This window comes from Stenotrophomonas sp. 05N423 (genome assembly GCF_056397145.1).
In genome coordinates, this window is record NZ_JBFTMV010000001.1 from 642,246 (window position 1) to 665,444 (window position 23,199).

Sequence of the window (23,199 nt, forward strand, 5' to 3'; positions counted from 1 at the left end):
CTGTGCGGACACTCTGTGGGGGAGCGCCGGTTTGCGTGTTTCGAGATGGCTTTGGGGAGCCGTGCTGGTGTTGTCCGTGGCGTTGCCTGCCGTGGGGGCGGCAGCCGAGCGTTCGGTCCTGGTGCTGGGGCGGCTGAGCGATGATCCGAAGTCGCACTACGAACAGCTCAAGCCCTTGCTGGACTATGTGGTTCCAAGGATGCGCGACGTGGGGATCGTCGAAGGCCGCATCCTGATGGCCAAGGATCCGCAGCAGATGGCCAGCTACCTGCGCCGTGGCCGGGTGGATTGGGTGACCGAGACCGCGGGCAGTGCGATGGTGCTGCGCCAGCGCAGCGGCGCCGAGCCCTTGCTGCTGACTGAACGCGGCGGCGTGGCGGTCTACCATAGTGTGTTCTTCGTCCGCCGCGACAGCCCGATCAACACGCTGGAGGACCTCAAGGGACGCACCCTGGCGATGCAGAGCGAGCGCTCCACCAGTTCCTACCTGGTGCCGGCGATGGAGCTGCTCGCCCATGGGGTCCGCCCGGAAATCCTGCTGACGCCGCAGGACACGCCCACCGCCGACACGGTGGGCTATGTGTTCGCCCGCTCGGAGCTGAACATTTCCACTTTCGTGCACAAGCGCGTGGTCGATGCCGGGGTGGTCAGCAATATCGACTGGCTCGACGAGCGGCGCATGCCGGCGGTGTTCCGGCGCGACATGCGCGTGCTGTACGAAAGCGAGGACGTGCCGCGCGCGGTGGAGATGGTGCGGCCAGGGATGGACCCGGCGGTCCGCGCGCGCCTGCAGGAGGTGCTGCTGGAAGCCAGCAACGACCCGGCGGCCGGTCCGGCATTGCGCAAGTTCTTCGGCACGTCGGCCTTCCATCGCCTGGACCCGGCCAGCCAGCGCGCGCTCGACCGGCTGCGCGCCGGCCTGGCACGGGTCCGCATGGAGGTGGAATGAAACGGCCGCGCTTCGGGTTGCAGGCCCGTTTCCTGTGCGTGGCCGGCGGCGCGGTGCTGCTGGTGATCGCGATTGTCGCAGTGCTGCTGGCGCGGCAGGCGGCAGCCCAGCGCGAACTGTTGCAGGCCAGCGGCGGCGTGGTCAGCCAGGTGTTCGACGACAGCGTGCGCGAGCAGGGCGCCTCGCTGGCGACCTCATTGGCCGATGCGCTGGTCAACCCGCTTTATTTCTCCGATCTGGACGCGATCGGCGCGCTGGTGCGCAGTACTGCCAGCCAGAAATCGGTCAGCTACGTGCTGGTGCACGATGCCGACGGGCGGTTGATCCATGATGGCTCGGTCGAGGTCGCCGGCTACGGCCGGCAGATGCAGGATCCGCTGGCGCAGGGGGCGATCAGCGCCGAGAAACTGCGCATGCAGGAATCGCCGATGGTGCTGGAGGTGGACCTCCCGCTGCGTATCGGCGAGCAGCGCATCGGCGGTCTGCGGCTGGGCATGGACCTGGCGCCGGTGCGGGCGGAGGAGGCCGAGGCCAAGGCCGCGCTGGAACAGCGCATGGGGCAGGCCAACCGCCGCCAACTGGTCTGGGTGATGCTGATGATGGTGGCCCTGGTCGGCCTGGCCTGCCTGGTGGCGCTGTACGTGCAGCGCACCCTGGTCCAGCCGATCCGCTGGCTCGGTGCGACCGCGCGCCGCATCGAGGCAGGCGACTACCAGGTCGAGCAGCAGGACACGCGCCGCGGCGACGAGATCGGCGAGTTGTTGCGTACTTTCGGGCGGATGGGCCAGAGCATCGCCCGCCACGACCGCGAAGTGCGGCAGATGGCCTATACCGATTCGCTGACCGGGCTGACCAACCGCCTGGCCTTCCGCGAGGCGCTGGACCACCGCCTGCTCGGCGCGCGGGCATCGGGCCAGGGATTGGCGCTGCTGTTCATCGACATCGACGAGTTCAAGCGGGTCAACGACACCCTCGGCCACGAGGCCGGCGACGACGCGCTGCTGCAGTTCGCCCAGCGCATCGCCGCGGCCGTGGAACAGGATGGCGGCGACGATGCCCTGCTGGCCCGCTTCGGCGGCGACGAATTCGTGATCCTGATCGGCAACGAGGCGGGCAGGGTGGAGAACATGGCCACTGCCCTGGCCAAGCGGCTGGTGGCCGACCTCGGGCATCCGCTGCAGGTGCAAGGGCGCGAGATCTTCCTCGGCAGTTCGATCGGCATCACCCTGTTCCCGGAAGATGCCGCCGACGCCACCGGGCTGCTCAAGAACGGCGACATCGCCATGTACCAGGCCAAGCTGGCCGGCAAGAGCTGCTTCCGCTACTACAGCCGCGCGCTGGACCATGCGGTCGAGCGGCGCCTGCACCTGGAGCAGGAACTGCGCGGTGCCTGGGAGCGTGGCGAGCTGCGCCTGGTCTACCAGCCGATCTTCCGCACCCTGGACCGCATGCTGATCGGTGTCGAAGCGTTGCTGCGCTGGCAACATCCGGTGCTGGGCGCCATCCCGCCGTCGATGTTCATCGACATCGCCGAACAGAGCGGGCTGATCCAGTCGCTGGGGCCGAAGGTACTGCACGCCGCCTGCCAGCAGGCACGGCAGTGGCCGAGCAACGCCGCCGGCGAGGAACTGTTCGTCTCGGTCAACGTATCGCCGCGGCAACTGCGCAGCGGCGATCTCGCCGCAGCCGTCGAGCATTGCCTGCATGCTTCCGGGCTGGCGGCCTCGCGCCTGCACCTGGAGCTGACCGAGACCGCGGTGATCGGCGACGAGATGCTGGCCGCCTCACTGCTGGAAAAGCTGCACCGTACCGGGGTGAAGGTGTGGCTGGACGATTTCGGCACCGGCTTCTCCGGGCTGAGCCACCTGCGGCAGGTGCCGGTGGACGGGGTCAAGATCGACAAGAGCTTCGTTGCCGATCTGCAGCGCGATCCGGACGATCTGGCCCTGACCACCGCGATCATCGCGATGGCCCACGCGCTGGGCATCACCGTCGTCGCCGAGGGCATCGAGCACCAGGCCCAGTTCGACCTGCTCAACGCACGCGGGTGCGACCTGGTGCAGGGCTACTGGCTGGCCCGCCCGCTGGAGTCGGACGACCTGGTGCGCCTGGTGGATGCGGCGCCGAACCCGGCCTGAGGGTGGCCGACGGCGCGGCGGCCATCATCGGCCGCCGCGTCCGCTCAGAGCGGACGTTTGCCGGTGTCGCCGGCGATCTCGCGCACCAGTTTCGGCACCAGGTAGCCGGACAGGCGCGCCCGCAGCGCCGCGTGCAGTTCCAGCGCACGCGCGTCGTCGACCTCGAAATGGGCCACGCCCTGCACCCGGTCCAATTGGTGCAGGTAATAGGGCAGCACGCCCGCGGCGAAGCTGCGCTCGCTCAGGGCGGCCAGGGCATCGACGTCGTCGTTGACGCCACGCAGCAGTACCGCCTGGTTGAGCAGGTGCGCTCCGGCGCCGCGCAGGCGGGCGAGGGCGGCATCGACGTGGGTATCGAATTCGTTGGCGTGGTTGGCGTGGATCACGAAGGCCAGCGGCCACGGCAGGGCGGCCAGCCAGCGCACGAGGGCGTCGTCCACGCGTTCGGGCAGCACCACCGGCAGGCGGCTGTGGATGCGCAGGCGCTTGATATGGGGAATGGCGGCCAAGGCGTCGGTAAGCTCGGTCAGCTTGGCCGTGGCCAGCGACAGTGGATCGCCACCGGACAGGATCACCTCGTCGATCGACGGATCGGCGGCGATGGCGGCGACCGCTTCCTCCCATCCGCCGCGGGCGGCGTTTTCGCCGGCATAGTCGAAGTGGCGGCGGAAACAGTAGCGGCAGTTGATCGCGCAGCTGCCGGTGGCCACCAGCAGGGCGCGGCCGCGGTACTTCTGGATCACGCCGGTGGCCTTCTTCGCCGCGCCGTCGCCGACCGCGTCGAAACTGAATCCCGGCACCACCCGCATCTCGGCGTCGACCGGCAGCACCTGCCGCAGCAGCGGGTCGGCCGGGTCGCCGGGTCGCATGCGCGCGGCGAACCCGCGCGGCACCCGCAGCGGGAACTGTGCCAGCGCCTGCGCGGACACCCCGAGGTCGGCGGCCTCCAGCCCCAGCCCGGCCAGCAGTTGCGCCGGGTCACGGATCGCCTGCCGCCAATGCGCCTGCCAGCGGTCGGCGGGCAGGGGGGCGGGGGATTCCTGTGGAGCGGGGGCGAGGGCTGCGGTTATCATGGGCGACCAGAAAAACAGATGCCCGCCTTCGATGGCGGGCGTTCCATTCTAATCCGGCCGTCCCGCGCGCGCCGGTTTTGCCACTTATCAGGAGTTCCAGCATGGCCAGCTACGGCATGAACGACGTAAAGAACGGGATGAAGATCCTGGTCAACAACCAACCGGCGGTCATCATCGACACCGAGTACGTCAAGCCGGGCAAGGGCCAGGCGTTCACCCGCGTGAAGTACCGCCTGATCAAGGACGGCCGCACCCAGGAAGTGACCATGAAGTCGACCGATTCGGTCGATGCCGCCGACGTCGTCGATACCGACATGAACTACATGTACAGCGACGGCGAATACTGGCACTTCATGGACCCGGAGACCTTCGAGCAGGTGCAGGCCGACAAGGCCGGCATGAACGGCGCCGAGAAGTGGCTCAAGGGCGAGGAGTCCTGCGTGGTCACCCTGTGGAACGGCGCGCCGATCGACGTCACCCCGCCGAACTTCGTCGAGCTGAAGATCGTCGAGACCGACCCGGGCGTGCGCGGCGATACCTCCGGTGGCGGCGGCAAGCCGGCCACCCTGGAAACCGGTGCCGTGGTGCGCGTGCCGCTGTTCGTCAACCAGGATGAAATCATCCGCGTGGACACCCGCTCCGGCGAATACTCCGCGCGCGTCAAGTAAGTCCATGCGCGAACCCGCCCGCGTCGAGCAGGCTGTCGAGGAACCGGTCCGCGAGGACCGGTTTCCGCATGAGCGGGTGGTGAACTTCTGCGATGCGGTGTTCGCCATCGTCATCACCCTGCTGGCGATCGAACTGCGCCTGCCGGGCAGCGAGCTGATCGAACGGGTGGGCGCGGACCAGGCCTGGGGCGAGACCCTGGGCCTGCTGCTGTCCTACCTCATCAGCTTCTTCGTGACCGGGCTGTTCTGGGTGGGCCACATGCTCACCTGGACGCACGTGCGGCGGGTCAACGGCAAGGTGGTGTGGCTGGCCCTGCTGCAGTTGTTCTTCGTCGTGCTGATGCCGTTCGCCACGCGCCAGGTATCGGAGCATTTCCTCGTCTATGCGCTGGTGCTCACCGGCATTTCGCTGTTCTCCTGGCTGGTCCGGCGCACGGTGGTGAAGCAGGAGGACCTGCGCGCCACACTCGGTCCGGCGCAGACCCGGCTGCTGCTGGCGCGGGGGCTTATCCCGCTGCTGGTCTTTTCCTCCGCCATCCCGCTGGGCCTGTTCGTCCCGGGGAAGTGGGCGGTATTGGTGTTCGTGCTGATTTTCCCGCTGTCCACCCTCGCCAGGCGGCGCATCCTCGCCGGTGGCGATTGAGCGCACGACGGAAGTCCGGCCCCGGAAGGAAGTTTTGCAATGACAAACCATGAAACGGCAGCGCCCAGCTGCGACCTCCTGATCGAAGCCGGCTACGTGGTGCCGGTCGAGCCGCATGCGGTGGTGCTGGAAGACCACGCGGTGGCGGTCCGCGGCGGCGAAATCGTGGCGGTGCTGCCGCGCGCCGAGGCGCGTGCGCGCTTCCAGGCCAGGGAAGTGGTGTCGCGCCCGCAGGCGGCGCTGATCCCGGGCCTGGTCAATGCCCATACGCACAACCCGATGACCCTGCTGCGCGGCATCGCCGACGACCTGCCGCTGATGACCTGGCTGCGCGAGCACATCTGGCCAGTGGAAGCGGCGGTGATCGGACCCGAGTTCGTCGCCGACGGCACCACCCTGGCAATCGCCGAGATGCTGCGCGGCGGCACCACCTGCGCCAACGAGAACTACTTCTTCGCCGACGTGCAGGCCGCCGTGTACAGGAAGCACGGCTTCCGCGCGCTGGTCGGCTCGGTGATCATCGATTTCCCCAGCGCGTGGGCAAAGACCGACGACGAATACTTCGCACGCGCAACCGAACTGCACGACCAGTGGCGTGGCGATGCGCTGATCGGCACTGCTTTCGCTCCGCATGCGCCATATACGGTCAACGACGCCAATTTCGAGCGGGTGCGGATGTTGTCCGACCAGCTCGACATCCCGGTGCACCTGCATACCCACGAGACCGCGCAGGAAATCAGCGACTCGATCAGGCTGCACGGCCAGCGCCCGCTGGCGCGGCTGGACCGCCTGGGCCTGGTCAACGACCGCCTGATCGCGGTGCACATGACCCAGCTCACCGACGCCGAAATCCACCTGTGCGCCGAGCGCGGCGTGCATGTGGTGCATTGCCCGGAATCGAACCTGAAGCTGGCCTCCGGGTTCTGCCCGGCCTGCGCGCTGGTGCGCGCGGGCGTGAACCTGGCCATCGGCACCGATGGCTGCGCCAGCAACAACGACCTGGACATGTTCAGCGAGAACCGCACCGCGGCGATCCTCGCCAAGGCCGTGGCCAACGACGCCACCGCGCTGGACGCGGCCACCACGCTGCGCGCGGCAACGCTGGGCGGCGCGCGCGCGCTGGGCTTCGGCGAGAAGATCGGTTCGATCGAGGTCGGCAAGCAGGCCGACCTGGCCTGCGTGGACCTGTCGGCGCTGGAGACCCAGCCGCTGCACCACGTGCTGTCGCAGCTGGTCTATGCCGCCGGCCGCCACCAGGTCAGCGACGTGTGGATCGCCGGCCAGCCCAAGCTGGTGCAGCGCGAACTGGTCGGCATGGACGTGGCGGCGATCACCGCCAATGCCCGCCAGTGGCGCGACCGCATCCGTTCCATCCGCGCCTGAGCGCGCGGCGGCTTCACGAGGATTACGAAATGACCGCAGAACCGACCTCCAACAACTTCGATCAGGCCGAACTGGACAAGTTCGCCGCGCTGGCCAACCGCTGGTGGGACGCCGACGGTCCGCAGAAGCCGCTGCACGCCCTCAATCCCGTGCGGCTGCGCTACGTGGCCGAGCGCGCCGTGCTGCGTGGCGCGAAGGTGCTCGACATCGGTTGCGGCGGCGGCCTGCTGAGCGAGGCGCTGGCGAAGGAAGGCGCGCAGGTCACCGCCATCGACCTGGCGCCGGAACTGGTCAAGGTCGCGCGCCTGCACGGGCTGGAGTCCGGCGTGCAGGTCGATTACCGGCTGCAGGCCGCCGAGGACCTGGCCGAAGAGCAGCCGGGCGCCTTCGACGTGGTGACCTGCATGGAGATGCTGGAGCACGTGCCGGACCCGGGGGCGATCATCGCCGCCTGCCAGCGCCTGCTGCGCCCCGGCGGCAAATTGTTCCTGTCCACGATCAACCGCACCCCGGCCGCGTTCGCGGTGGCCGTGGTGGGCGCCGAGTACATCGCCGGGCTGCTGCCCAGGGGCACGCATCACTACCAGGAGTTCATCAAGCCCGCCGAACTGGGCGCCTGGCTGCGCCAGTCCGGGCTGCAGCTGCAGGACGTCAGCGGCATGGCCTATGAGCCGTGGCGCAACCGCGCGCGCCTGAGCCGCCGCACCGACATCAACTACCTGGCCTTCGCGGTCAAGCCGGAACAGGCCTGACCGTGGCCGCGTTCCCGCCGGTGGTGCTGTTCGACCTGGACGGCACCCTGCTCGACACCGCGCCGGATTTCGTCGTCACCGCCAATGCCATGCGCCAGGCGCGCGGCATGGAGGCGCTGACCGCCGGGCGGCTGCGTCCGGTGGTGTCCAAGGGGTCGCGGGCGATGCTGGCGGAGGCCTTCCCGCAGATGGCCGAGAGCGAGCGCCATGCGCTGGTGCCCGAATTCCTGGATGTCTACCAGTCGCTGATCGGCCGCCATGCGCGGCTGTTCGACGGCATCGCCGACCTGTTGCAGGCACTGGAACAGGCGGGCAGCCGCTGGGGCATCGTCACCAACAAGCCCGAATACCTGGCGCGGCTGATCCTGCCGCAGCTGGGCTGGGAGCAGCGCTGCGCGGTGTTGATCGGCGGCGACACCCTGGCCGAACGCAAGCCGCATCCGCTGCCGTTGCAGGTGGCCGCGCAGCGGATCGGAGCGACGCCGGAACACTGCGTCTATGTCGGCGACGACGAGCGTGACATCCAGGCCGCGCGCGCGGCCGCCATGCCGTCGGTCGCGGCGCTGTGGGGCTATCGCCCGGCCGGCGACGATCCGGTGCTGTGGCAGGCCGACGTGATGGCTGCCACGCCGGCCGCACTGCTGGAGCCGGCCGCCTGGCCGTGGCCGCGCGGCCTGCGCTGAGAGCGCGGGGCCGCAGGCCGGTCGATCAACCGCCGCAGCGGCGGTAGGCGAACGGAATCTCCAACTTCTTCCCGTCCTGTCCAGGGCCGGAGATGGACGCCCGCACCCCTTCGCCATCGCGCCGGTACTCGATGCGGTCGGGGAAGTCGTGCGCGGGGTTCGCGAAGACCACCCAGCCGTCGCCGTGGTCGCTGATGGCGAATACGGTGGGCGCCACGCCATTGGGCTGGACATGGAGGCCGGCGTCCTTGCCTGTGGGCACCAGGCGCATGAACTCGAACGACTCGGTGCGGCCGCCGCGGACCGTGCGCGACATGCCCAGCAGCGCGCCGCCGGCTTCCGGCAGCCAGACCTCCTCGATCTTCCGCTCCGCGCTGCCGCCGCACCATTGGCCCGCCAGCCAGTCGAACCCGCCCGCGGTGGCCGTCCCGGTCGCCAATGCCATGCCCGTACCCAGTGCGATTCCTGCCTTCAACATGTTCCGTCTCCCCTATGGATGGCCGCAGGCTAGCCTTGCCTCTGCCGCGGCGCTTGTAAAAATGCGCAGCGCGGGGTTCGATGGCGCATGGATTACATCGAGCATCCGCCGCCGCCCGACCTGCAGCGCCACGTGCAGTGCCTGTGGGTGCTGCGCGACGACACTCCCGACGGCGAGGTGCAGGCCATCTATCCGGACGGCTGCTGCGAACTGCTGGCCGAACTGGGCGTGCCGCTGCGTTTCCATGGTGCGGACGGGCAGGTCCGCTCCGACCAGCCGTTCTGCTTTGCCGCCCAGCAGCGCGGTCCGATCCGCCTGCAGGCGGCCGGCGCGGTGTTCTGCATCGGCGTACGGCTGAGGCCGGCGAGCAGCGCGCTGGTGGCTGGCGGGCAATTGCCCGGGCTGCGCGACCATGCGCCCGACCTGTATACGCTGGCCCCCGCCTTCGCCACCCGCTTCAGCGACGCCGCGCGCGCCCATGCCGCCACGCAGTCGCCGGAACCGCTGTGGCAGCTGCTGCGCGAGCATTGCACCGGCTTCACGCCCGATACGCTGGTCGAGCGCGCCGTTGCCATGCTCGACGCGGCCGATGGCGACCTGCGCATCGCCGAGCTGGCGCGGCGGCTCGGGACCGGGCTGCGTACCCTGCAACCGCGTTTCCTCGCGGCGGTGGGCATGACCCCGAAGGAATACGCCCGCGTGCGCCGCCTGCAGGCCCTGCTGCGCACGCTGGATGCCGAAGACGCGGACATCGCCGATGCGGCCGCGCGCCATGGTTACAGCGACCAGGCCCACGCCACGCATGACCTGCTCAGCTGGACCGGCACGACGCCGGCCCGGTTGGTTCGCGCCCTGCGCGGCGATCGTGGTGGCGAGGATGCGCTGCGGCTGGCGGCCGCCTTCGTGCGCGGAACCAGCACCGGGCGGGTCTTGCCGGCGCGCGGCGAGCATCCCGGGGCAGGAGCGCGTCGATCCGCCATCGCCTGATGCACCCGCGGATGGCCGGCGCAGGTGGAAGGCGGCAGACGGCGGGGGAGCGGGTTCTTACAATGTGCGCATGACTGGATCTGATTCGCTGGATGGTTTCCTGGACAAGTGGCGCGAGCGCTGGCCCGAATGGCCGCTGGTCGACCGTTTCGTCGCGCCGGAACTGCATCGCCGCACGCTGGCGTGGTTCGCCCTGCTGCAGGAATTCGACGACATGCTCAACACCGCCGGCGACCCGCTGCCGGCCAACGCCAAGCTCGGTTGGTGGGGCGAGGAGCTGCGCAGCTGGGCCGGGCAGCGCTCGCGGCATCCGCTGGGGCGGGTGCTGGAGCCGGTGCGGGCGCCCTGGGCGCAGTTGGCCGAAGCGCTGCCGGACCTGATCGAGGCCCGTGACGCTGCTGCGGACCCGACGCAGGCGCGCCGTGCGCTGCAAGGGTTCGCCGACGCGGTGGCGGCGGTGGAGGCGGCGCTGTTCGATGCGCCCCCGCAGCCGAAGGCGGGCGACGCGGTGCTGACCCAGATGCTGGCGCAGCGGATGCAGGACCTGGGCGCCGCCGTGGTGCCGGCGGGGAGCGGTGGCGAGCGCGAATGGCAGCAGGCCCTGCTCGCACGATGGCCGGCACGGGTAGCCGGGCCGCGTCCACGCCGGCTCTACGCCGTACTGGCCCGCGGCCGCCTGCAGGCGCGGCTGCGTGGCGGCGACTACCGGCCGAGCCCGGCCGGGCTGTTGTGGCGCGCATGGTGGGCCGCGCGCGGCTGACTCCGCGGACGCCTGCGCGGTCGCGGGCTGTCTGATCGGAGGCAGGCGCCACCGGAGACGTGGCGCTTCAGGTTGGCGGAGCCGCGAGCGGCTCCTTTGCCCTGGTCGGATAGGTGAGCAGGTAGAGCAGCACCAGGATGCCGCCTACTGGCGCCAGACTGATCAACTGCCACCAGGGGTTGAAGCCCGCGTCGCGCAGGCGCCGTGTACAGGCCGCGAGCCACGGCAGCAGCACCAGCAGCGAAGCCAACTGCAGTGGCAGCGGGCCGACAGCCTCGGCAAGCAGTTGGGCCAAGCCCAGGAGCATGACCACGGCCAGCGCGAACCACCAGAAATCCGCACGTGGCGTGGTGCCATTGAACTCCAGGCCGCGCAGCACGCCCTCGCGCATGGCCTGCAGGGCCGGCTGGCTGGGTGACGGCTCGCCCATCAGCAGGCTCTCGGCCGGCACTTCGAAAACGGCGGCCAGTGCCCGCAGGGATTCGGTCGAGATCTTCGTGCCCGATTCGAGGCGCTGGATGGTCCGCAGGTTCAGGCCGCTCAATGCGGCCAACTGCTCCTGCGACCATTGGCGGGCGATGCGCAGTTCCCGAAGTCGGGTGCCGTTGATGTGCATGAATGCTCCTCGAGGTAGTGGGCCGGATGTCCACCATCATCCTGCCGGATGCCCGCCTGTGGTGATGACACGACCCCGACACGGACAGGACACGGACCCGGCTGCAGACTGGCGGAACCGCGCCGCCGCGACCTTCCCGGGGGTTGAGACCGCGTGGGGAGCGGACTGGAAGACCGGAGCGGTTGGCCGGGGCCCACCGGGAACGAGGTGGCAACGGTGGAGGCCGCCGCCGCACGCCCATGGAGCGTGCAATGGACCTTTACTTCCCGCGCTCAAGAACCAGCAGTGGATCGATGCGCACATCGAACCAGTTCATTCCCCAATGCAGATGCGGCCCGGTCGCGCGCCCGGTCGCGCCGACCGCGGCGATCACCTGGCCCTGTTCGATGCGGTCGCCGACCTTCACGTCGATGCGCGACAGGTGCAGGAAGTTGGAGCTGATGCCGAAGCCGTGGTCGAGCACCAGCGTACCGCCGGTCAGGTAAAGGTCCGGGTTGGCGAAGGTGACGATGCCGGCGGCCGGCGCCTTCACCGGCGTGCCGGTCGGCGCGGCGATGTCCATGCCCGAATGGCCGGCGCCGGGCTGGCCGTTGTAGACCCGGGCATTGCCGAAGCGGCCGCTGATGCGGCCCTGTACCGGCCAGAGGAAGGTCTGGGTGAAATCGGTGCGGTTGTCATCGCGCCTGCGCGACTCGGTGACCTGCGCCTGTTCGCGGGCGATGCGCTCGGCGATGGCCGGAGGCGGGTTCACCGTCTTCGGCGGCACGCCGTTGACGCGCTCCACCGGCCAGTCGCGCGGTGTCACCGCGATCATCGCGGTCTCGCTGGAGCCATCGGGACGGCGTACCTGCACCTGCAGCGGGCCTTTCTCGTCGCGGCCGATGCCGAACACCACGCTGCCGTAGCCGCTGACCCGCAGGTCGCGGCCGGCGTGGCGCACGCTGCTGCCGGCGGGCACCTTGCCGATCACCATCGCGCCCTGCGAGGCGTTGGCCGGGAACACCACGCGGTTGTCCACGAGGTCGGCGATGCCGTCCTGCGCCTGCGCCGATGGAGCGGGAAGCAGGGGCGCTGCGAGCAGCAGTACCCCGAACACGAAGGCCGACCGCATCAGCGGGCGTAGGTCATGCGCTGGCCGGCCGGTGCGCCGACCAGCCGGCTGCCATCCCACACCAGTTGGCCGTTGACCCAGGTGGACGCGATGCGCGAACGGAAGGTGGTGCCCTCGAACGGCGACCAGCCGCACTTGGACAGCACGTCCTCGCGCCTGACCGTGAACGGCACGTCTTCGACCAGGACAAGATCGGCGAAGTAGCCTTCGCGCAGGAAGCCACGTTCTTCCACGTCGAACAGCTGCGCCGGCGCATGCGCGAACTTCTGCACCACCTGCTCGCGGGTCAGCTTGCCTTCGTGCACGCGCTCCAGCGCGGCGACCAGCGCGTACTGCACCAGCGGCAGGCCGGACGGCGCCTGCGCATAGGGCTTCTGCTTCTCTTCCCAGGTGTGCGGGGCGTGGTCGGTGGCGAGCACGTCCAGTACGTCGTCGGCCAGCGCGGCGGTGATCGCTTCGCGGTCGGACACTTCCTTGATCGCCGGGTTGCACTTGATCAGGTTGCCCTTGGTCGCATAGTCCGGGCGCGCGAAGTGCAGGAAGTGCACGCAGGTCTCGGCGGTGATTTGCTTGCGGCTGCCATCGGCGCGGATCAGCGGGCCCTTCTCGAACAGCGCCAGCTCGTCAGCGGTGGAGATGTGCAGCACGTGCAGGCGGGTGCCGTGCTTGCGCGCCAGCGACATCGCCAGGCGGGTCGACTTGATGCAGGCTTCGCGCGAGCGGATGTCCGGGTGCATGTCCGGGGTCAGCGCGTCGCCGTACTTCTCCTGGAAGGCCTTCAGGTTGGCATCGATCATCGGCGTGTCTTCGCAGTGCGTGATGATCGGGGTCGGGCAGTCGCGGAAGATCGCATCCAGCGTTTCCGGATCGTCCACCAGCATGTTGCCGGTGGAGGCGCCCATGAAGACTTTCACGCCCGGCGCCTTCTTCGGATCGAGCACGCGGATGGCTTCCAGATTGTCGTTGCTGGCGCCGTGGTAGAAGCCGTAGTTGGCCCAGGCGCGGCCGCGCGCCAGTTCGTACTTGGCTTCGAGGATGGTCGAATCCAGCGTCGGCGGGTTGGTGTTGGGCATGTCCATGAAGCTGGTCAGGCCGCCGGCCACGGCTGCCGCCGATTCGGTGGCGATGTCGCCCTTGTGGGTCAGGCCGGGTTCGCGGAAGTGCACCTGGTCGTCGATCATGCCGGGCAGCAGCCAGCGCCCGGCCGCATCCACCACCTGTTCGCCGTCGCGCGGCGTCAACCCGCTGCCGATCTGCGCGATGCGGCCGTCCTCGATGCGCAGGTCGCCGTCGAAGGTACGGCCTTCGTTGACCATGCGGGCATTGGTGATGAGCGTGGAGGACATGTCAGTGTTTTCCTGTGCAGCGGCAAGAGGGAGGGGCAGCCTTTTCGGGGACCGGATCGAAGCCGCCGGGATGGAGCGGATGGCAGCGGCCCAGCCGGCGCAGCGTAAGCCAGCAGCCCCGCAAGGGGCCGTGTACGCGGATCGCGTCCATCGAATATTCGGAGCAGCTGGGGACAAAGCGGCAGCGCGGCCCCAGCAGGGGGCTGATGAAGCGCTTGTAGAAGCGCAGCAGGGCGATGAGGAGTCGGCCGATCACCCCGGGATGATAAGCCAGCTGGCATTGCCCAAGGATTTGTCGCACGATGCCGGACAGGCGGCAGGCAGGCTTGAGATGCCTGCGGCCCCACCGGGTACGCCGGTCGTGCCTGGTCACGTTCCGAACTGCGCGGGACGATCCGGCGTTGGCGCCGGAACGCTCCCGGGCCGATCGGGCATCCGTTCATGTCGGGGCGGTCGGCGCGGTTGCCGCTGCTGGTCGGGTAGGCTATAAAGGCCCGCTTTCCCGGGCCCCGGGGGAAACAAGGAAGAGCGTTTCGTGGCTGCTAAAAAACCTGCAAAAAAGGCCGTCAAGGTCGCCAAGAAAACCGCCAAACCTGCAGTCAAGAAGGCGGCGCCGAAGCCGGTGGTCAAGAAACCGGTAGCCAAGGCCGCCAAGCCGGCTGCGAAGAAGGCGCCTGCGAAGAAGGTGGTGGCCAAGAAGGCCCCGGCCAAGCAGGCGCCCCCCGCCAAGAAGACGGTGGCCAAGACGGCCGCGGTCAAGAAGGCTCCCGTCAAGAAGGTTGCCGCCAGCAAGGCTCCGGCGAAGAAGGTGGCCGCTCCGGTGGCCAAGGTGGCGAAGGCCGCCAAGCCTGCCAAGCCAGTGGTCAAGAAGGCAGCCGAGAAGACTGCCGCCAAGGCTTCCAAGTCCCCGGTCAGCAAACCCGTCGTCAAGTCCGTACCGAAACCGGCCGCCAAGCCGGTTCCGGCCAAGCCTGTCCCGGCCGTAGTCGCCAAGACGGTTCCAGCCCCGGCCCCCGTGCCGGCGGCCAAGGCACCGGCTCCGGCAGCCAAGGCCCCGCAATCCAAGAATCCCGTGCCTGTTTCGAAAACCCCCGCAAAGACCGCCATCAAGTCCGCTGCACCCGCTGCCGTCCGTCCGGTCGGCAAGGTCGCTGTTGCCGTAACCGCACGCTCGGCCGCCCCGGCGCCGCGCAGCAAGCACAAGGTGGTCGAGTACAAGACCGACGAGGCGACCGGTCGCCCGATCCTGCCGGCCGGCTACAAGCCCTCGTCGGACGAGGAATACATGAGCCCGCTGCAGCAGGAGTACTTCCGCCAGCGCCTGCAGGACTGGCGCGCCGATCTGGTCGAGGAATCCAAGCAGACCATCGAGAACCTGCGCGAGGAAGTGCGCGACATCGGCGACGAAGCCGAGCGTGCCACCCGCGAGACCGAGAACTCGCTGGAACTGCGCACCCGCGACCGCTACCGCAAGCTGATCGGCAAGATCGACAGCACGCTCAAGCGCCTGGAAGCCGGCGACTACGGTTACTGCGTGGACACCGGCGAGGAAATCGGCCTGGATCGCCTGGAGGCGCGCCTCACCGCCGAGCGCACCATCGATGCGCAGGAGCGCTGGGAGCACCTGCAGAAGCAGCAGGGCGATTGAGGTCCAGCGCTTCGTGATCCTGGAAAGCCCCGCCTTGTGCGGGGCTTTCCGTTTCTGCAGTCCGTGGCCGCGATGTTCACGGCGCGATGCATGGAGTGCCGGACTGTTTTTGATCCATCCTTTTCGTCTGCCAGGGGGAAACATGCCGCACCGGTTGCCTTATCGCCTCGGTTGCCCGGCCTGGAACGAGCCGGCGTGGCGCGGCGGTTTCTACCCGGCCGATCTGCGGCAGGGCGAGAGCCTCGGCCACTACGTGCGTACCTTCAACGCGGTGGAGGGCAACACCACCTTCCATGCCCGGCCCGCCATAGCGACGGTACAGCGCTGGGCGGAGGCGATGCCGGCGGATTTCCGCTTCTGCGCCAAGTTGCCGCGCGACATCAGCCATGAAGGCGACCTGCGCGAGCGCCTGCAGGCCACCATGGATTTCCTGGAGCTGCTGGCACCGCTTGGTGCCCGCGCCGCGCCTCTATGGCTGCAACTGCCGGCCAGCTTCGGCCCTGAGCGGCTGGACGCGCTGGAGGCGTGGCTGGACCACGTCGCCGGACGCGATGTGGGGGTGGAGGTACGTCATCCGGCGTTCTTTGCCCGCGGCGCGGAGGAGCGCGCGCTCAACCGCCTGCTGCATGCGCGCGGCGTGGAGCGCATCTGCCTGGACTCGCGTGCGCTGTTCGCCTGCGCCGCCGGTGATCCGGCGGTGCGGCATGCGCAGTCGAAGAAGCCACGCCTGCCGGTGCGGGCGGCGGCCTTCAGCAACAGCCCGCAGGTTCGTTTCATCGGTGGGCCGGACGTGGAGGCGAACCAGCCATGGCTGTTGCCCTGGGTGGAACGTGTCGCGGGGTGGATCGAACGGGGACTCACGCCATGCGTGTTCCTGCATACCCCGGACAATCACCTCGCCGCCGAACAGGCGCTGCGTTTCCACGCGTTGTTGCGCGGGCGCCTGCCGGGCCTGCCGGAACTGCACGCGCCGGTCGCCGGTGCGCTGCAGCCGGGGTTGTTCTGAACTAGTGCAGGTCGCGCAGGTTCAAGCGCCGCAGCGTCGGATTCTTCCATGCGGTGATGCCTGCCACGCCCAGCACCGCGCAGCCGCCCACCACCACCGCGGGCACGAGACCGAGCAGCCGCGCCATGGTGCCGGCGTAGAACGCGCCCAGTTCGTTGGACGAGCTGATGAAGATGCCGTTGATGGACGACACCCGGCCGCGCATCTCGTCGGGCGTGGCCAGCTGCAGGATGGTCGAGCGCACCACCACCGACACGCCGTCGAAAGCGCCATAGAACAGCAGGATCGCCGCCGACAGCCAGAAGCTGCGCGACAGGCCGAAACCGATCACGCACAGGCCGAAGCCGGCCACCGCGTACAGCAGCACGCGGCCGGCGTTGCGGTGCAGCGGATGGCGGGCCAGCCACAGGCCCACGCATACCGACCCCAGCGCCGGCGCCGCGCGCAGGATGCCCAGTCCTTCCGGGCCGTAGTGCAGGATTTCCTGGATGAAGGCCGGCAGCATCGCCACCACGCCGCCGAGCAGTACCGAGAACATGTCCAGCGCCATCGCGCCGAGCATCACCGGCGTGGACAGCACGAAGCGCGCGCCCTCGGCGATGCTGGCGAAGATCGGCGCGCGGGTCTGCGGTGGCGGTGCTTCCTGTACCCGCAGCATGGCCAGCGCGACCACGGCCAGCACCGCCATCGACGCGGCCACGCCATAGGCCAGCCCCTTGCCGCCCCAGCCGACCAGCAGGCCGCCCAGCGCCGGTCCGATCACCATGCCGGCCTGGAACACCACGCTGCCGAAGCCGGCGCCGCGCGCGTACTGGCCGCGCGCCAGTACGCGCGCGAACAGCGCGTTGTAGATCGGCGACAGGAAGGCGCGGACCATGCCGGTCAACGCGATGGCCAGGTAGATCGGCCACACGCCCCGGAACGGCAACCCGCCCAGCGCGACCGCGCAGAGGATGGCCGCGGTGGCGACCAGCCCGAGGCCGGCGACCATGCCCAGCCTGCGGCGCGGCAGGTGGTCCACCAGATAGCCGGCGAACGGCGCCACGCAGAAGTAGGGCAGCACTTCGGCCAGGCCGATCAGGCCCAGCGAGAACGGATTGCGGGTGATCTCGTAGATGTGCCAGCCCACCGTGACCGCGACGATCTGGTAGGACAGCATCGCGGTGATGCGGTAGGCCAGCAGTTGCACGAAACCGGCCTGGCGCAGCAGCGCACCCATGCCGGCATCGGCGGCGCCGGCGGTCACTGCGGCTGCGACCGCGCTGTGTCGCGGATGAAGGACAGCATCGCCGCCAGCCCGTTGCTGCGGGTCGGCGAGAGGTGCCTGGCCAGGCCGATGGCGGCGACGTAGTCCGGCTCGGTGGCGAGGATCTCGGCGGCCGTGCGGTCAGAATAGACGCGCAGGGCCAGGTAGATCAGTCCGGAGACGATGGCCGAGTCGCTGATGGCATGGAACACCAGCCTGTCGGCATTGCCCTCCGGCACGATCCACACCATCGACTGGCAGCCATGCAGGCGGTGCTCTTCGGTCTTCCACTCATCCGGGAAGGCCGGCAGCTTGCGGCCGAGGTCGATCAGGTACTGGTAACGCTCGGACCAGTCGCCGAAGAAGGAGAACTCGTCGGCGATCGCGGCCTGCGCTTCGGCGGCGGTGGCTTCAAGGGGGAAGGGGGACTCGGTCATCTTGGCTCTTGCGTCGAGCCCCTCTGTTGCGGGGAGGGGCTGGGGGAGAGGAGGGCGGGGGAGATGGCCGGGATGGAGGTGCGTGCCCCCGCATCCGGCCTCGGCGCCCCGGAAGGCTCAGCCACGCTTCCAGCGTACGCCCTGTGGCGTGTCTTCCAGCACGATGTTCTCGGCGGCCAGCTGGTCGCGGATGGCATCGGCGCGGGCGAAGTCGCGCGCCCGCTTGGCGGCGATGCGCTCGTCGATCAGCGCCTGGATGCGGGCATCGTCGCCGGCGTCCGCGCCACGGCCGAACCAGGCTGCCGGTGCCTGCTGCAGCAGCCCCAGCGCCAGGCCCGCGCCCAGCAGTTCACTTTTCAGGCGCGCCTTGTCGCCCGGGCTCTCGGCCTTGCGGGCCTCGCCGGCGATGCGCGCCATCTCGGCCAGCGCCAGCGGGGTGTTGAGGTCGTCCTCCAGCGCCGCTTCCACCGCGGCCGGGATGGCCGCTTCGGCCGGGATGTCGCCCAGGTCGCGCAGGGTGCCGTAGAGCCGGTCCAGGGTGCGCACGGACTGCTCGATCAGGGCGTCGGACCAGTCCAGCGGCTGCCGGTAGTGGGCCGACATCAGCGCGTAACGCAGCGCTTCCGGCGGGTGCTGGCGTACCAGGTCGTGCACGCGTTCGATGTTGCCCAGCGACTTGCTCATCTTGGCGCCGCCGAAGTTGAGCATGCCGTTGTGCAGCCAGAAGCGGGCGAAGGTGCGGCCGCCGTGGGCGCATTCGCTCTGCGCGATCTCGTTCTCGTGGTGCGGAAACTGCAGGTCCACGCCGCCGGCATGGATGTCGATGGTGTCGCCCAGGTGGGCGGCGGCCATCGCCGAGCACTCGATGTGCCAGCCCGGGCGGCCGCGGCCCCAGGGCGACTCCCAGCCCGGCAGGTCGTCGCTGGACGGCTTCCACAGCACGAAGTCGCCGGCGTCGCGCTTGTACGGAGCCACCTCGACGCGGGCGCCGGCCAGCATTTCGTCCGGGTCGCGGCGCGAGAGCTTGCCGTAATCCTTGTAGCTGCCGACCGAGAACAGCACATGCCCCTCGGCCGCGTAGGCATGCCCGCTGGCGATCAGGCCCCCGATCATGGCGATGATCTGCGGGATGTGGGCGGTGGCTTCGGGCTCGATGTCCGGCGGGGCCACGCCCAGCGTGGCCATGTCTTCGCGGTAGGCGGCGGCGAAACGGTCGGTGATGGCCGAGATCTGCACGCCCTGTTCCCGCGCCGCGGCGTTGATCTTGTCGTCGACGTCGGTGATGTTGCGGGCATAGCGCAGGGCGCCGAAGCGGCGCCGCAGCAGGCCGGCGAGCACGCCGAACACCACAGGGCCGCGGGCATTGCCGATGTGCACGTAGTTGTAGACGGTCGGGCCGCACACGTACATGGTCGGGGCAGCGGGATCCAGCGGGGCGAACGGCTCCAGCTGCCGCGTCAGGGTGTTGTACAGGTGCAGGGCCATGGGGCGTGCCGTGGGAGGGGTAAGCAGAACCGGCAATTCTAGCGGGCCGGGGCGGAGCGGGCACGCCCGGGCTGTGCAGCGGGACGGCGGACGGGTAATGTTCAGCCTCCGTCCTTCGCGCTGCCTACACTATATCGGTGGTCATCCATCATCCGTCCCCGTTGAAGTGTCGATGAAGCGCGCTCCCGTGTCGCTGTCCTTGGCCTGCCTGATGGCCGTCTCCGCCATGCCGGCAGGGGCGCAGAATCCCGATCTGCGCAACCGCGTGGCCATCGTCGAGAACGTGCGCTACGACTATGCGCAGGTGCTCAACGTCGAGCCCGTATTCCAGACTCTGCGCGCCACCCGCACCGAGGAACACTGCGAGCCGGTCTCCACGCTCACCCTGGCGCCGGTCGAGGTCAAGGGCGAGGAGGAGAAGGGCGGCTTCCGTCGGTTCTGGGATTCGGTGAAGGGCATCTTCAACCACCAGGGCGGCGAGGACGAGGCCGACATGGATGCGCGCCGGGCGAACGCCGGCGGCAATGGCGCGCTGCTTACCCCGGAGTGCCGCATCATCGAGGTCGGCCGCGAGTTCCGCCGGCCCATCGCTTATGACGTGGATTATGTCTACAAGGGCGTCAAGTTCCGCTCGCGCCTGCCTGAAGACCCCGGCAACCGCCTGAAGCTGCGGGTGTCGATTACCCCCGAGCTGGGCGAAGGCCTGGAGCAGGGGCCAGCCAATCCCTGATGCTGCATCGCGACACTTGCGTGGTGCCGGGGCGCGTGCGACCATGCGCGACGATGAAGGCGAACAGCTTCCAGCACGAAACCAGCACCGCCCGGATGGCCTCCGGCATGACCTCGCGTGCCCGCCGACCGGAATCCCACATATTCGCTGGGTAAGCCGGAGCTTCGTGCTGTCTGTTCGGAAAACCCAGCCCAGGCTGGGTTTTTTCGTTTCTGTTCCGCGAAAGTTTCAACTGCAATGAGCCGCGCGTCCGCGCAACCTGCCGCCGGCAACGGTGGTTCCCCGCAGCAGCAAAGGATGGATCGATGTCTGTGAAGCACTTCTTGAACACCCAGGACTGGAGCCGCGCCGAGCTCGACGCGCTGCTGACCCAGGCCGCGCTGTTCAAGCGCAACAAGCTGGGCGACGACCTGAAGGGCAGGTCCATCGCGCTGGTGTTCTTCAACCCCTCCATGCGCACCCGCACCAGCTTCGAGCTGGGCGCGTTCCAGCTCGGCGGCCACGCCATCGTGCTGCAGCCGGGCAAGGACGCGTGGCCGATCGAGTTCGACCTGGGCACCGTGATGGACGGTGACACCGAGGAGCACATCGCCGAAGTGGCGAAGGTGCTGGGCCGCTACGTGGACCTGATCGGCGTGCGCGCCTTCCCGAAATTCGTGGACTGGCAGTACGACCGCCAGGATGTCGTGCTCAAGGCGTTCGCGAAGTACTCGCCGGTGCCGGTCATCAACATGGAGACCATCACCCATCCCTGCCAGGAACTGGCGCATGCGCTGGCGCTGCAGGAGCACTTCGGCACCAGCGACCTGCGCGGCAAGAAGTACGTGCTGACCTGGACCTACCATCCCAAGCCGCTGAACACCGCCGTGGCGAACTCGGCGCTGACCATCGCCACCCGCCTGGGCATGGACGTGACCCTGCTGTGCCCGGACGAGCAGTACATCCTCGACGAGCGCTACATGGGCTGGGCGCAGCAGAACGTGGCCGAGAGCGGCGGCTCGCTGGCCGTCAGCCATGACATCGAGAGCGCCTACCGCGGCGCCGACGTGGTCTACGCCAAGAGCTGGGGCGCGCTGCCGTACTTCGGCAACTGGGCGCCGGAAAAGCCCATTCGCGACCAGTACAAGCACTTCATCGTCGACGAGGCCAAGATGGCGCTGACCAACAACGGCGTGTTCTCGCACTGCCTGCCGCTGCGCCGCAATGTCAAGGCCACCGACGGCGTGATGGATTCGCCGCAGTGCATCGCCATCGACGAGGCCGAAAACCGCCTGCACGTGCAGAAGGCGATCATGGCCGCGCTGGTCCGCTGATTCCCCCGTCGTTTCCCTTTCCCCCGTATCCCCAACGGCGGCTTCCGCGCCGTTCAACGAGACCCCGCACATGACCACCCCCAACGACTCCCGCGACATCGTCCTGGCCTTCTCCGGCGGCCTGGATACCAGCTTCTGCGTGCCCTACCTGCAGGAGCGCGGCTGGAACGTGCATACCGTGTTCGCCGATACCGGCGGCGTGGACGCCGAGGAGCGCGAGACCATCGAGAAGCGCGCCGCCGAACTGGGCGTGACCAGCCATGTCACCGTCGATGGCGGCCCGGCGATCTGGGCAGGCTTCGTCAAGCCGTTCGTGTGGGCCGGCGAGGGGTACCAGGGCCAGTACCCGCTGCTGGTGTCCGACCGCTACCTGATCGTCGATGCCGCGCTCAGGCGCGCCGCCGAACTGGGCACCAACGCCATCGCCCACGGCTGCACCGGCATGGGCAACGACCAGGTCCGCTTCGACCTGGCGGTGAAGGCGCAGGGCGACTACCGCATCCTCGCGCCGATCCGCGAGATCCAGAAGGAGCACACCCAGACCCGCGCCTACGAACAGGCCTACCTGGAGGAACGCGGCTTCGGCGTGCGCGCCAAGCAGAAGGCCTACACCATCAACGAGAACCTGCTGGGCGTGACCATGTCCGGCGGCGAGATCGACAAGTGGGAAGCCCCGGGCGAGGGCGCGCGCGGCTGGTGCGCGCCGCGCAGCGCATGGCCGATCGAACCGCTGACCGTGACCCTGAAGTTCGTCGAAGGCGAGGCGGTTGAGCTGGACGGCAAGGCGCTGCCGGGCGAGCAGATCCTGGGCAAGCTCAACAGGCTGTTCGCCCCGTATGGCGTCGGCCGCGGCGTGTATACCGGCGACACCGTGATCGGCCTGAAGGGCCGCATCGTGTTCGAGGCGCCGGGCCTGACCGCGCTGCTGGCCGCGCACCGCGCGCTGGAGGACGCGGTGCTGACCAAGCAGCAGAACCGCTTCAAGCCGGACGTGGCGCGCAAGTGGGTGGAGCTGGTCTACGAAGGCTTCTACCACGACCCGCTGAAGACCGACCTGGAAGCCTTCCTGCAATCCTCGCAGGGCAAGGTCAACGGCGAGGTGGTGCTGGAGACCCGCGGCGCCCGCGTCGATGCGGTGGCGGTGAAGTCCCCGCACATCCTCAACGCCAAGGGCGCGACCTACGCGCAGTCGGCCGACTGGGGTGTGGAGGAGGCCGAGGGCTTCATCAAGCTGTTCGGCATGAGCTCCACGCTGTACGCGCAGGTCAACAACAGCTGAGGGCGATGGCATGGGTGGGCTGCGCGTCAGTACGGACAAGGGGGAGCTCGATGTTCCCCTGATCCATCGCTTCCTCTCGACCGGGGCCTACTGGAGCCCCGGCATCCCGAGGGAAACGGTGGAGCGTGCGATCGCCGGCTCGCTGTGCTTCGGCGGCTATCTTGACGGCACGGGGCAGGTGGCGTTCGCGCGGGTCATCACCGACGCGGCCACGTTCGCCTACCTGGCCGACGTATTCGTCCTGCCGGAGCATCGCGGCCGCGGTCATTCCCGGCAGCTGATGGACGCGATCGTGGCCCATCCGCAGTTGCGGGGGCTGCGCCGTTTCATGCTGGCGACCCTGGACGCGCATGGCCTGTATGCGCATTACGGTTTCGTGCCCGTCGCCCGGCCCGAGCGGCTGATGGAAATCGTCGCCCCGATTCCCTGACCGGCGTGGATACCGCCGGCCCGAACCTTACTCACGCA

General features: G+C 69.0%; 24 protein-coding genes. 15 read left to right on the forward strand and 9 right to left on the reverse strand.

From position 1 onward, the window contains the following. The first annotated feature begins 31 nt into the window (after nucleotides 1–31). A complete protein-coding gene (locus tag AC1DGW_RS02930; RefSeq protein WP_478019195.1) occupies nucleotides 32–949 on the forward strand; it encodes a phosphate/phosphite/phosphonate ABC transporter substrate-binding protein in 918 nt (305 codons plus the stop codon). After that, complete coding sequence (locus AC1DGW_RS02935; RefSeq protein WP_478019197.1) at nucleotides 946–3,087, forward strand: putative bifunctional diguanylate cyclase/phosphodiesterase; 2,142 nt, start codon at nucleotides 946–948, stop codon at nucleotides 3,085–3,087. Before AC1DGW_RS02930 ends, AC1DGW_RS02935 begins: the two co-directional genes overlap by 4 nt. A 44-nt stretch (nucleotides 3,088–3,131) precedes the next feature. Here the strand turns inward: AC1DGW_RS02935 and epmB are convergent, their stop codons facing one another. After that, a complete protein-coding gene (gene epmB / locus AC1DGW_RS02940; protein WP_478019200.1) occupies nucleotides 3,132–4,160 on the reverse strand; it encodes an EF-P beta-lysylation protein EpmB in 1,029 nt (342 codons plus the stop codon). 101 nt (nucleotides 4,161–4,261) lie between these two features. Here epmB and efp point away from each other — a divergent pair, with 101 nt between their 5' ends. From efp to AC1DGW_RS02965, 5 genes are read left to right on the forward strand one after another with little or no spacing between them, the layout of a single operon-like run. Continuing rightward, on the forward strand, nucleotides 4,262–4,828 hold the full coding sequence (efp, locus tag AC1DGW_RS02945) for an elongation factor P (protein ID WP_478019202.1): 567 nt from the start codon (nucleotides 4,262–4,264) through the stop codon (nucleotides 4,826–4,828). A 4-nt stretch (nucleotides 4,829–4,832) separates the two neighbouring features. Then, nucleotides 4,833–5,471, forward strand: coding sequence for a TMEM175 family protein (locus tag AC1DGW_RS02950; RefSeq protein WP_478019204.1), 639 nt, complete (start codon nucleotides 4,833–4,835; stop codon nucleotides 5,469–5,471). 39 nt (nucleotides 5,472–5,510) lie between these two features. Then, nucleotides 5,511–6,854 carry a TRZ/ATZ family hydrolase gene (locus tag AC1DGW_RS02955; protein WP_478019206.1) on the forward strand — a complete coding sequence of 448 codons (1,344 nt, stop codon included), beginning with the start codon at nucleotides 5,511–5,513 and terminating at the stop codon, nucleotides 6,852–6,854. Between the two features lie 29 nt (nucleotides 6,855–6,883). Next, on the forward strand, nucleotides 6,884–7,606 hold the full coding sequence (gene ubiG / locus AC1DGW_RS02960) for a bifunctional 2-polyprenyl-6-hydroxyphenol methylase/3-demethylubiquinol 3-O-methyltransferase UbiG (protein WP_478019208.1): 723 nt from the start codon (nucleotides 6,884–6,886) through the stop codon (nucleotides 7,604–7,606). Next, nucleotides 7,603–8,289 (forward strand): phosphoglycolate phosphatase, encoded by a 687-nt coding sequence (locus tag AC1DGW_RS02965; protein WP_478019624.1) that lies wholly within the window; start codon nucleotides 7,603–7,605, stop codon nucleotides 8,287–8,289. Before ubiG ends, AC1DGW_RS02965 begins: the two co-directional genes overlap by 4 nt. 25 nt (nucleotides 8,290–8,314) lie before the next feature. On the opposite strand, the gene AC1DGW_RS02970 is transcribed toward AC1DGW_RS02965, so the two are convergent. After that, nucleotides 8,315–8,734, reverse strand: coding sequence for a DUF6265 family protein (locus tag AC1DGW_RS02970; protein WP_478019210.1), 420 nt, complete (start codon nucleotides 8,732–8,734; stop codon nucleotides 8,315–8,317). A gap of 120 nt (nucleotides 8,735–8,854) precedes the next feature. On the opposite strand from AC1DGW_RS02970, the gene AC1DGW_RS02975 reads away from it, so the two are divergent. Both AC1DGW_RS02975 and AC1DGW_RS02980 read left to right on the forward strand, forming a co-directional pair. Further along, nucleotides 8,855–9,754 (forward strand): helix-turn-helix domain-containing protein, encoded by a 900-nt coding sequence (locus tag AC1DGW_RS02975; RefSeq protein WP_478019212.1) that lies wholly within the window; start codon nucleotides 8,855–8,857, stop codon nucleotides 9,752–9,754. A gap of 70 nt (nucleotides 9,755–9,824) precedes the next feature. Continuing rightward, nucleotides 9,825–10,514, forward strand: a complete 690-nt coding sequence (locus tag AC1DGW_RS02980; RefSeq protein ID WP_478019214.1) for a squalene/phytoene synthase family protein — start codon at nucleotides 9,825–9,827, stop codon at nucleotides 10,512–10,514. A gap of 67 nt (nucleotides 10,515–10,581) precedes the next feature. Here the strand turns inward: AC1DGW_RS02980 and AC1DGW_RS02985 are convergent, their stop codons facing one another. The 4 genes from AC1DGW_RS02985 to yidD form a co-directional block, all read right to left on the reverse strand. Further along, entirely contained in the window at nucleotides 10,582–11,130 is a 549-nt protein-coding gene (locus AC1DGW_RS02985; RefSeq protein WP_478019216.1) for a DUF805 domain-containing protein, read from the reverse strand. A 259-nt stretch (nucleotides 11,131–11,389) separates the two neighbouring features. Beyond that, nucleotides 11,390–12,241 (reverse strand): M23 family metallopeptidase, encoded by an 852-nt coding sequence (locus AC1DGW_RS02990; protein ID WP_478019218.1) that lies wholly within the window; start codon nucleotides 12,239–12,241, stop codon nucleotides 11,390–11,392. Continuing rightward, entirely contained in the window at nucleotides 12,241–13,587 is a 1,347-nt protein-coding gene (locus AC1DGW_RS02995; RefSeq protein WP_478019220.1) for a dihydroorotase, read from the reverse strand. Before AC1DGW_RS02995 ends, AC1DGW_RS02990 begins: the two co-directional genes overlap by 1 nt. 1 nt (nucleotide 13,588) lies before the next feature. After that, a complete protein-coding gene (gene yidD, locus AC1DGW_RS03000; RefSeq protein WP_478019626.1) occupies nucleotides 13,589–13,861 on the reverse strand; it encodes a membrane protein insertion efficiency factor YidD in 273 nt (90 codons plus the stop codon). 261 nt (nucleotides 13,862–14,122) lie between these two features. On the opposite strand from yidD, the gene dksA reads away from it, so the two are divergent. Together dksA and AC1DGW_RS03010 are read left to right on the forward strand one after the other, a co-directional pair. Continuing rightward, nucleotides 14,123–15,235 (forward strand): RNA polymerase-binding protein DksA, encoded by a 1,113-nt coding sequence (gene dksA, locus AC1DGW_RS03005; protein ID WP_478019222.1) that lies wholly within the window; start codon nucleotides 14,123–14,125, stop codon nucleotides 15,233–15,235. A gap of 142 nt (nucleotides 15,236–15,377) precedes the next feature. Continuing rightward, nucleotides 15,378–16,241, forward strand: a complete 864-nt coding sequence (locus tag AC1DGW_RS03010) for a DUF72 domain-containing protein (protein WP_478019224.1) — start codon at nucleotides 15,378–15,380, stop codon at nucleotides 16,239–16,241. A 1-nt stretch (nucleotide 16,242) separates the two neighbouring features. On the opposite strand, the gene AC1DGW_RS03015 is transcribed toward AC1DGW_RS03010, so the two are convergent. From AC1DGW_RS03015 to cysS, 3 genes are all read right to left on the reverse strand, one after another. Beyond that, the gene (locus AC1DGW_RS03015) at nucleotides 16,243–17,460 is read right to left on the reverse strand and encodes an MFS transporter (protein WP_478019628.1); all 1,218 of its coding nucleotides are present in this window, start codon (nucleotides 17,458–17,460) and stop codon (nucleotides 16,243–16,245) included. A 23-nt stretch (nucleotides 17,461–17,483) separates the two neighbouring features. Continuing rightward, the gene (locus tag AC1DGW_RS03020) at nucleotides 17,484–17,924 is read right to left on the reverse strand and encodes a SufE family protein (RefSeq protein ID WP_478019226.1); all 441 of its coding nucleotides are present in this window, start codon (nucleotides 17,922–17,924) and stop codon (nucleotides 17,484–17,486) included. Between the two features lie 117 nt (nucleotides 17,925–18,041). Further along, the gene (gene cysS, locus AC1DGW_RS03025) at nucleotides 18,042–19,409 is read right to left on the reverse strand and encodes a cysteine--tRNA ligase (RefSeq protein WP_478019228.1); all 1,368 of its coding nucleotides are present in this window, start codon (nucleotides 19,407–19,409) and stop codon (nucleotides 18,042–18,044) included. 172 nt (nucleotides 19,410–19,581) lie between these two features. Here cysS and AC1DGW_RS03030 point away from each other — a divergent pair, with 172 nt between their 5' ends. The 4 genes from AC1DGW_RS03030 to AC1DGW_RS03045 all read left to right on the forward strand — a co-directional run bounded on the left by AC1DGW_RS03030 (nucleotide 19,582) and on the right by AC1DGW_RS03045 (nucleotide 23,161). Continuing rightward, nucleotides 19,582–20,139 carry a hypothetical protein gene (locus tag AC1DGW_RS03030; protein ID WP_478019231.1) on the forward strand — a complete coding sequence of 186 codons (558 nt, stop codon included), beginning with the start codon at nucleotides 19,582–19,584 and terminating at the stop codon, nucleotides 20,137–20,139. Between the two features lie 305 nt (nucleotides 20,140–20,444). Further along, complete coding sequence (locus AC1DGW_RS03035; RefSeq protein ID WP_478019233.1) at nucleotides 20,445–21,452, forward strand: N-acetylornithine carbamoyltransferase; 1,008 nt, start codon at nucleotides 20,445–20,447, stop codon at nucleotides 21,450–21,452. Between the two features lie 70 nt (nucleotides 21,453–21,522). Further along, nucleotides 21,523–22,731, forward strand: a complete 1,209-nt coding sequence (locus tag AC1DGW_RS03040) for an argininosuccinate synthase (RefSeq protein WP_478019236.1) — start codon at nucleotides 21,523–21,525, stop codon at nucleotides 22,729–22,731. A gap of 10 nt (nucleotides 22,732–22,741) precedes the next feature. After that, complete coding sequence (locus AC1DGW_RS03045; protein WP_478019239.1) at nucleotides 22,742–23,161, forward strand: GNAT family N-acetyltransferase; 420 nt, start codon at nucleotides 22,742–22,744, stop codon at nucleotides 23,159–23,161. Nucleotides 23,162–23,199: the final 38 nt, after the last annotated feature.

What these genes read in the sequence shown, in the direction of transcription:
- AC1DGW_RS02950 (WP_478019204.1), top strand. Translation starts at nt 4,833, where the DNA reads ATGCGCGAACCCGCCCGCGTCGAGCAGGCTGTCGAGGAACCGGTCCGC.
- efp (WP_478019202.1), top strand. Translation starts at nt 4,262, where the DNA reads ATGGCCAGCTACGGCATGAACGACGTAAAGAACGGGATGAAGATCCTG.
- AC1DGW_RS02975 (WP_478019212.1), top strand. Translation starts at nt 8,855, where the DNA reads ATGGATTACATCGAGCATCCGCCGCCGCCCGACCTGCAGCGCCACGTG.
- ubiG (WP_478019208.1), top strand. Translation starts at nt 6,884, where the DNA reads ATGACCGCAGAACCGACCTCCAACAACTTCGATCAGGCCGAACTGGAC.
- AC1DGW_RS03020 (WP_478019226.1), bottom strand. Translation starts at nt 17,924, where the DNA reads ATGACCGAGTCCCCCTTCCCCCTTGAAGCCACCGCCGCCGAAGCGCAG.
- AC1DGW_RS02990 (WP_478019218.1), bottom strand. Translation starts at nt 12,241, where the DNA reads ATGCGGTCGGCCTTCGTGTTCGGGGTACTGCTGCTCGCAGCGCCCCTG.
- AC1DGW_RS03010 (WP_478019224.1), top strand. Translation starts at nt 15,378, where the DNA reads ATGCCGCACCGGTTGCCTTATCGCCTCGGTTGCCCGGCCTGGAACGAG.
- AC1DGW_RS03030 (WP_478019231.1), top strand. Translation starts at nt 19,582, where the DNA reads ATGAAGCGCGCTCCCGTGTCGCTGTCCTTGGCCTGCCTGATGGCCGTC.
- AC1DGW_RS03040 (WP_478019236.1), top strand. Translation starts at nt 21,523, where the DNA reads ATGACCACCCCCAACGACTCCCGCGACATCGTCCTGGCCTTCTCCGGC.
- epmB (WP_478019200.1), bottom strand. Translation starts at nt 4,160, where the DNA reads ATGATAACCGCAGCCCTCGCCCCCGCTCCACAGGAATCCCCCGCCCCC.
- AC1DGW_RS02970 (WP_478019210.1), bottom strand. Translation starts at nt 8,734, where the DNA reads ATGGCATTGGCGACCGGGACGGCCACCGCGGGCGGGTTCGACTGGCTG.
- AC1DGW_RS02935 (WP_478019197.1), top strand. Translation starts at nt 946, where the DNA reads ATGAAACGGCCGCGCTTCGGGTTGCAGGCCCGTTTCCTGTGCGTGGCC.
- AC1DGW_RS02980 (WP_478019214.1), top strand. Translation starts at nt 9,825, where the DNA reads ATGACTGGATCTGATTCGCTGGATGGTTTCCTGGACAAGTGGCGCGAG.
- AC1DGW_RS03045 (WP_478019239.1), top strand. Translation starts at nt 22,742, where the DNA reads ATGGGTGGGCTGCGCGTCAGTACGGACAAGGGGGAGCTCGATGTTCCC.
- cysS (WP_478019228.1), bottom strand. Translation starts at nt 19,409, where the DNA reads ATGGCCCTGCACCTGTACAACACCCTGACGCGGCAGCTGGAGCCGTTC.
- AC1DGW_RS03035 (WP_478019233.1), top strand. Translation starts at nt 20,445, where the DNA reads ATGTCTGTGAAGCACTTCTTGAACACCCAGGACTGGAGCCGCGCCGAG.
- AC1DGW_RS02995 (WP_478019220.1), bottom strand. Translation starts at nt 13,587, where the DNA reads ATGTCCTCCACGCTCATCACCAATGCCCGCATGGTCAACGAAGGCCGT.
- AC1DGW_RS03015 (WP_478019628.1), bottom strand. Translation starts at nt 17,460, where the DNA reads ATGGGTGCGCTGCTGCGCCAGGCCGGTTTCGTGCAACTGCTGGCCTAC.
- AC1DGW_RS02985 (WP_478019216.1), bottom strand. Translation starts at nt 11,130, where the DNA reads ATGCACATCAACGGCACCCGACTTCGGGAACTGCGCATCGCCCGCCAA.
- AC1DGW_RS02955 (WP_478019206.1), top strand. Translation starts at nt 5,511, where the DNA reads ATGACAAACCATGAAACGGCAGCGCCCAGCTGCGACCTCCTGATCGAA.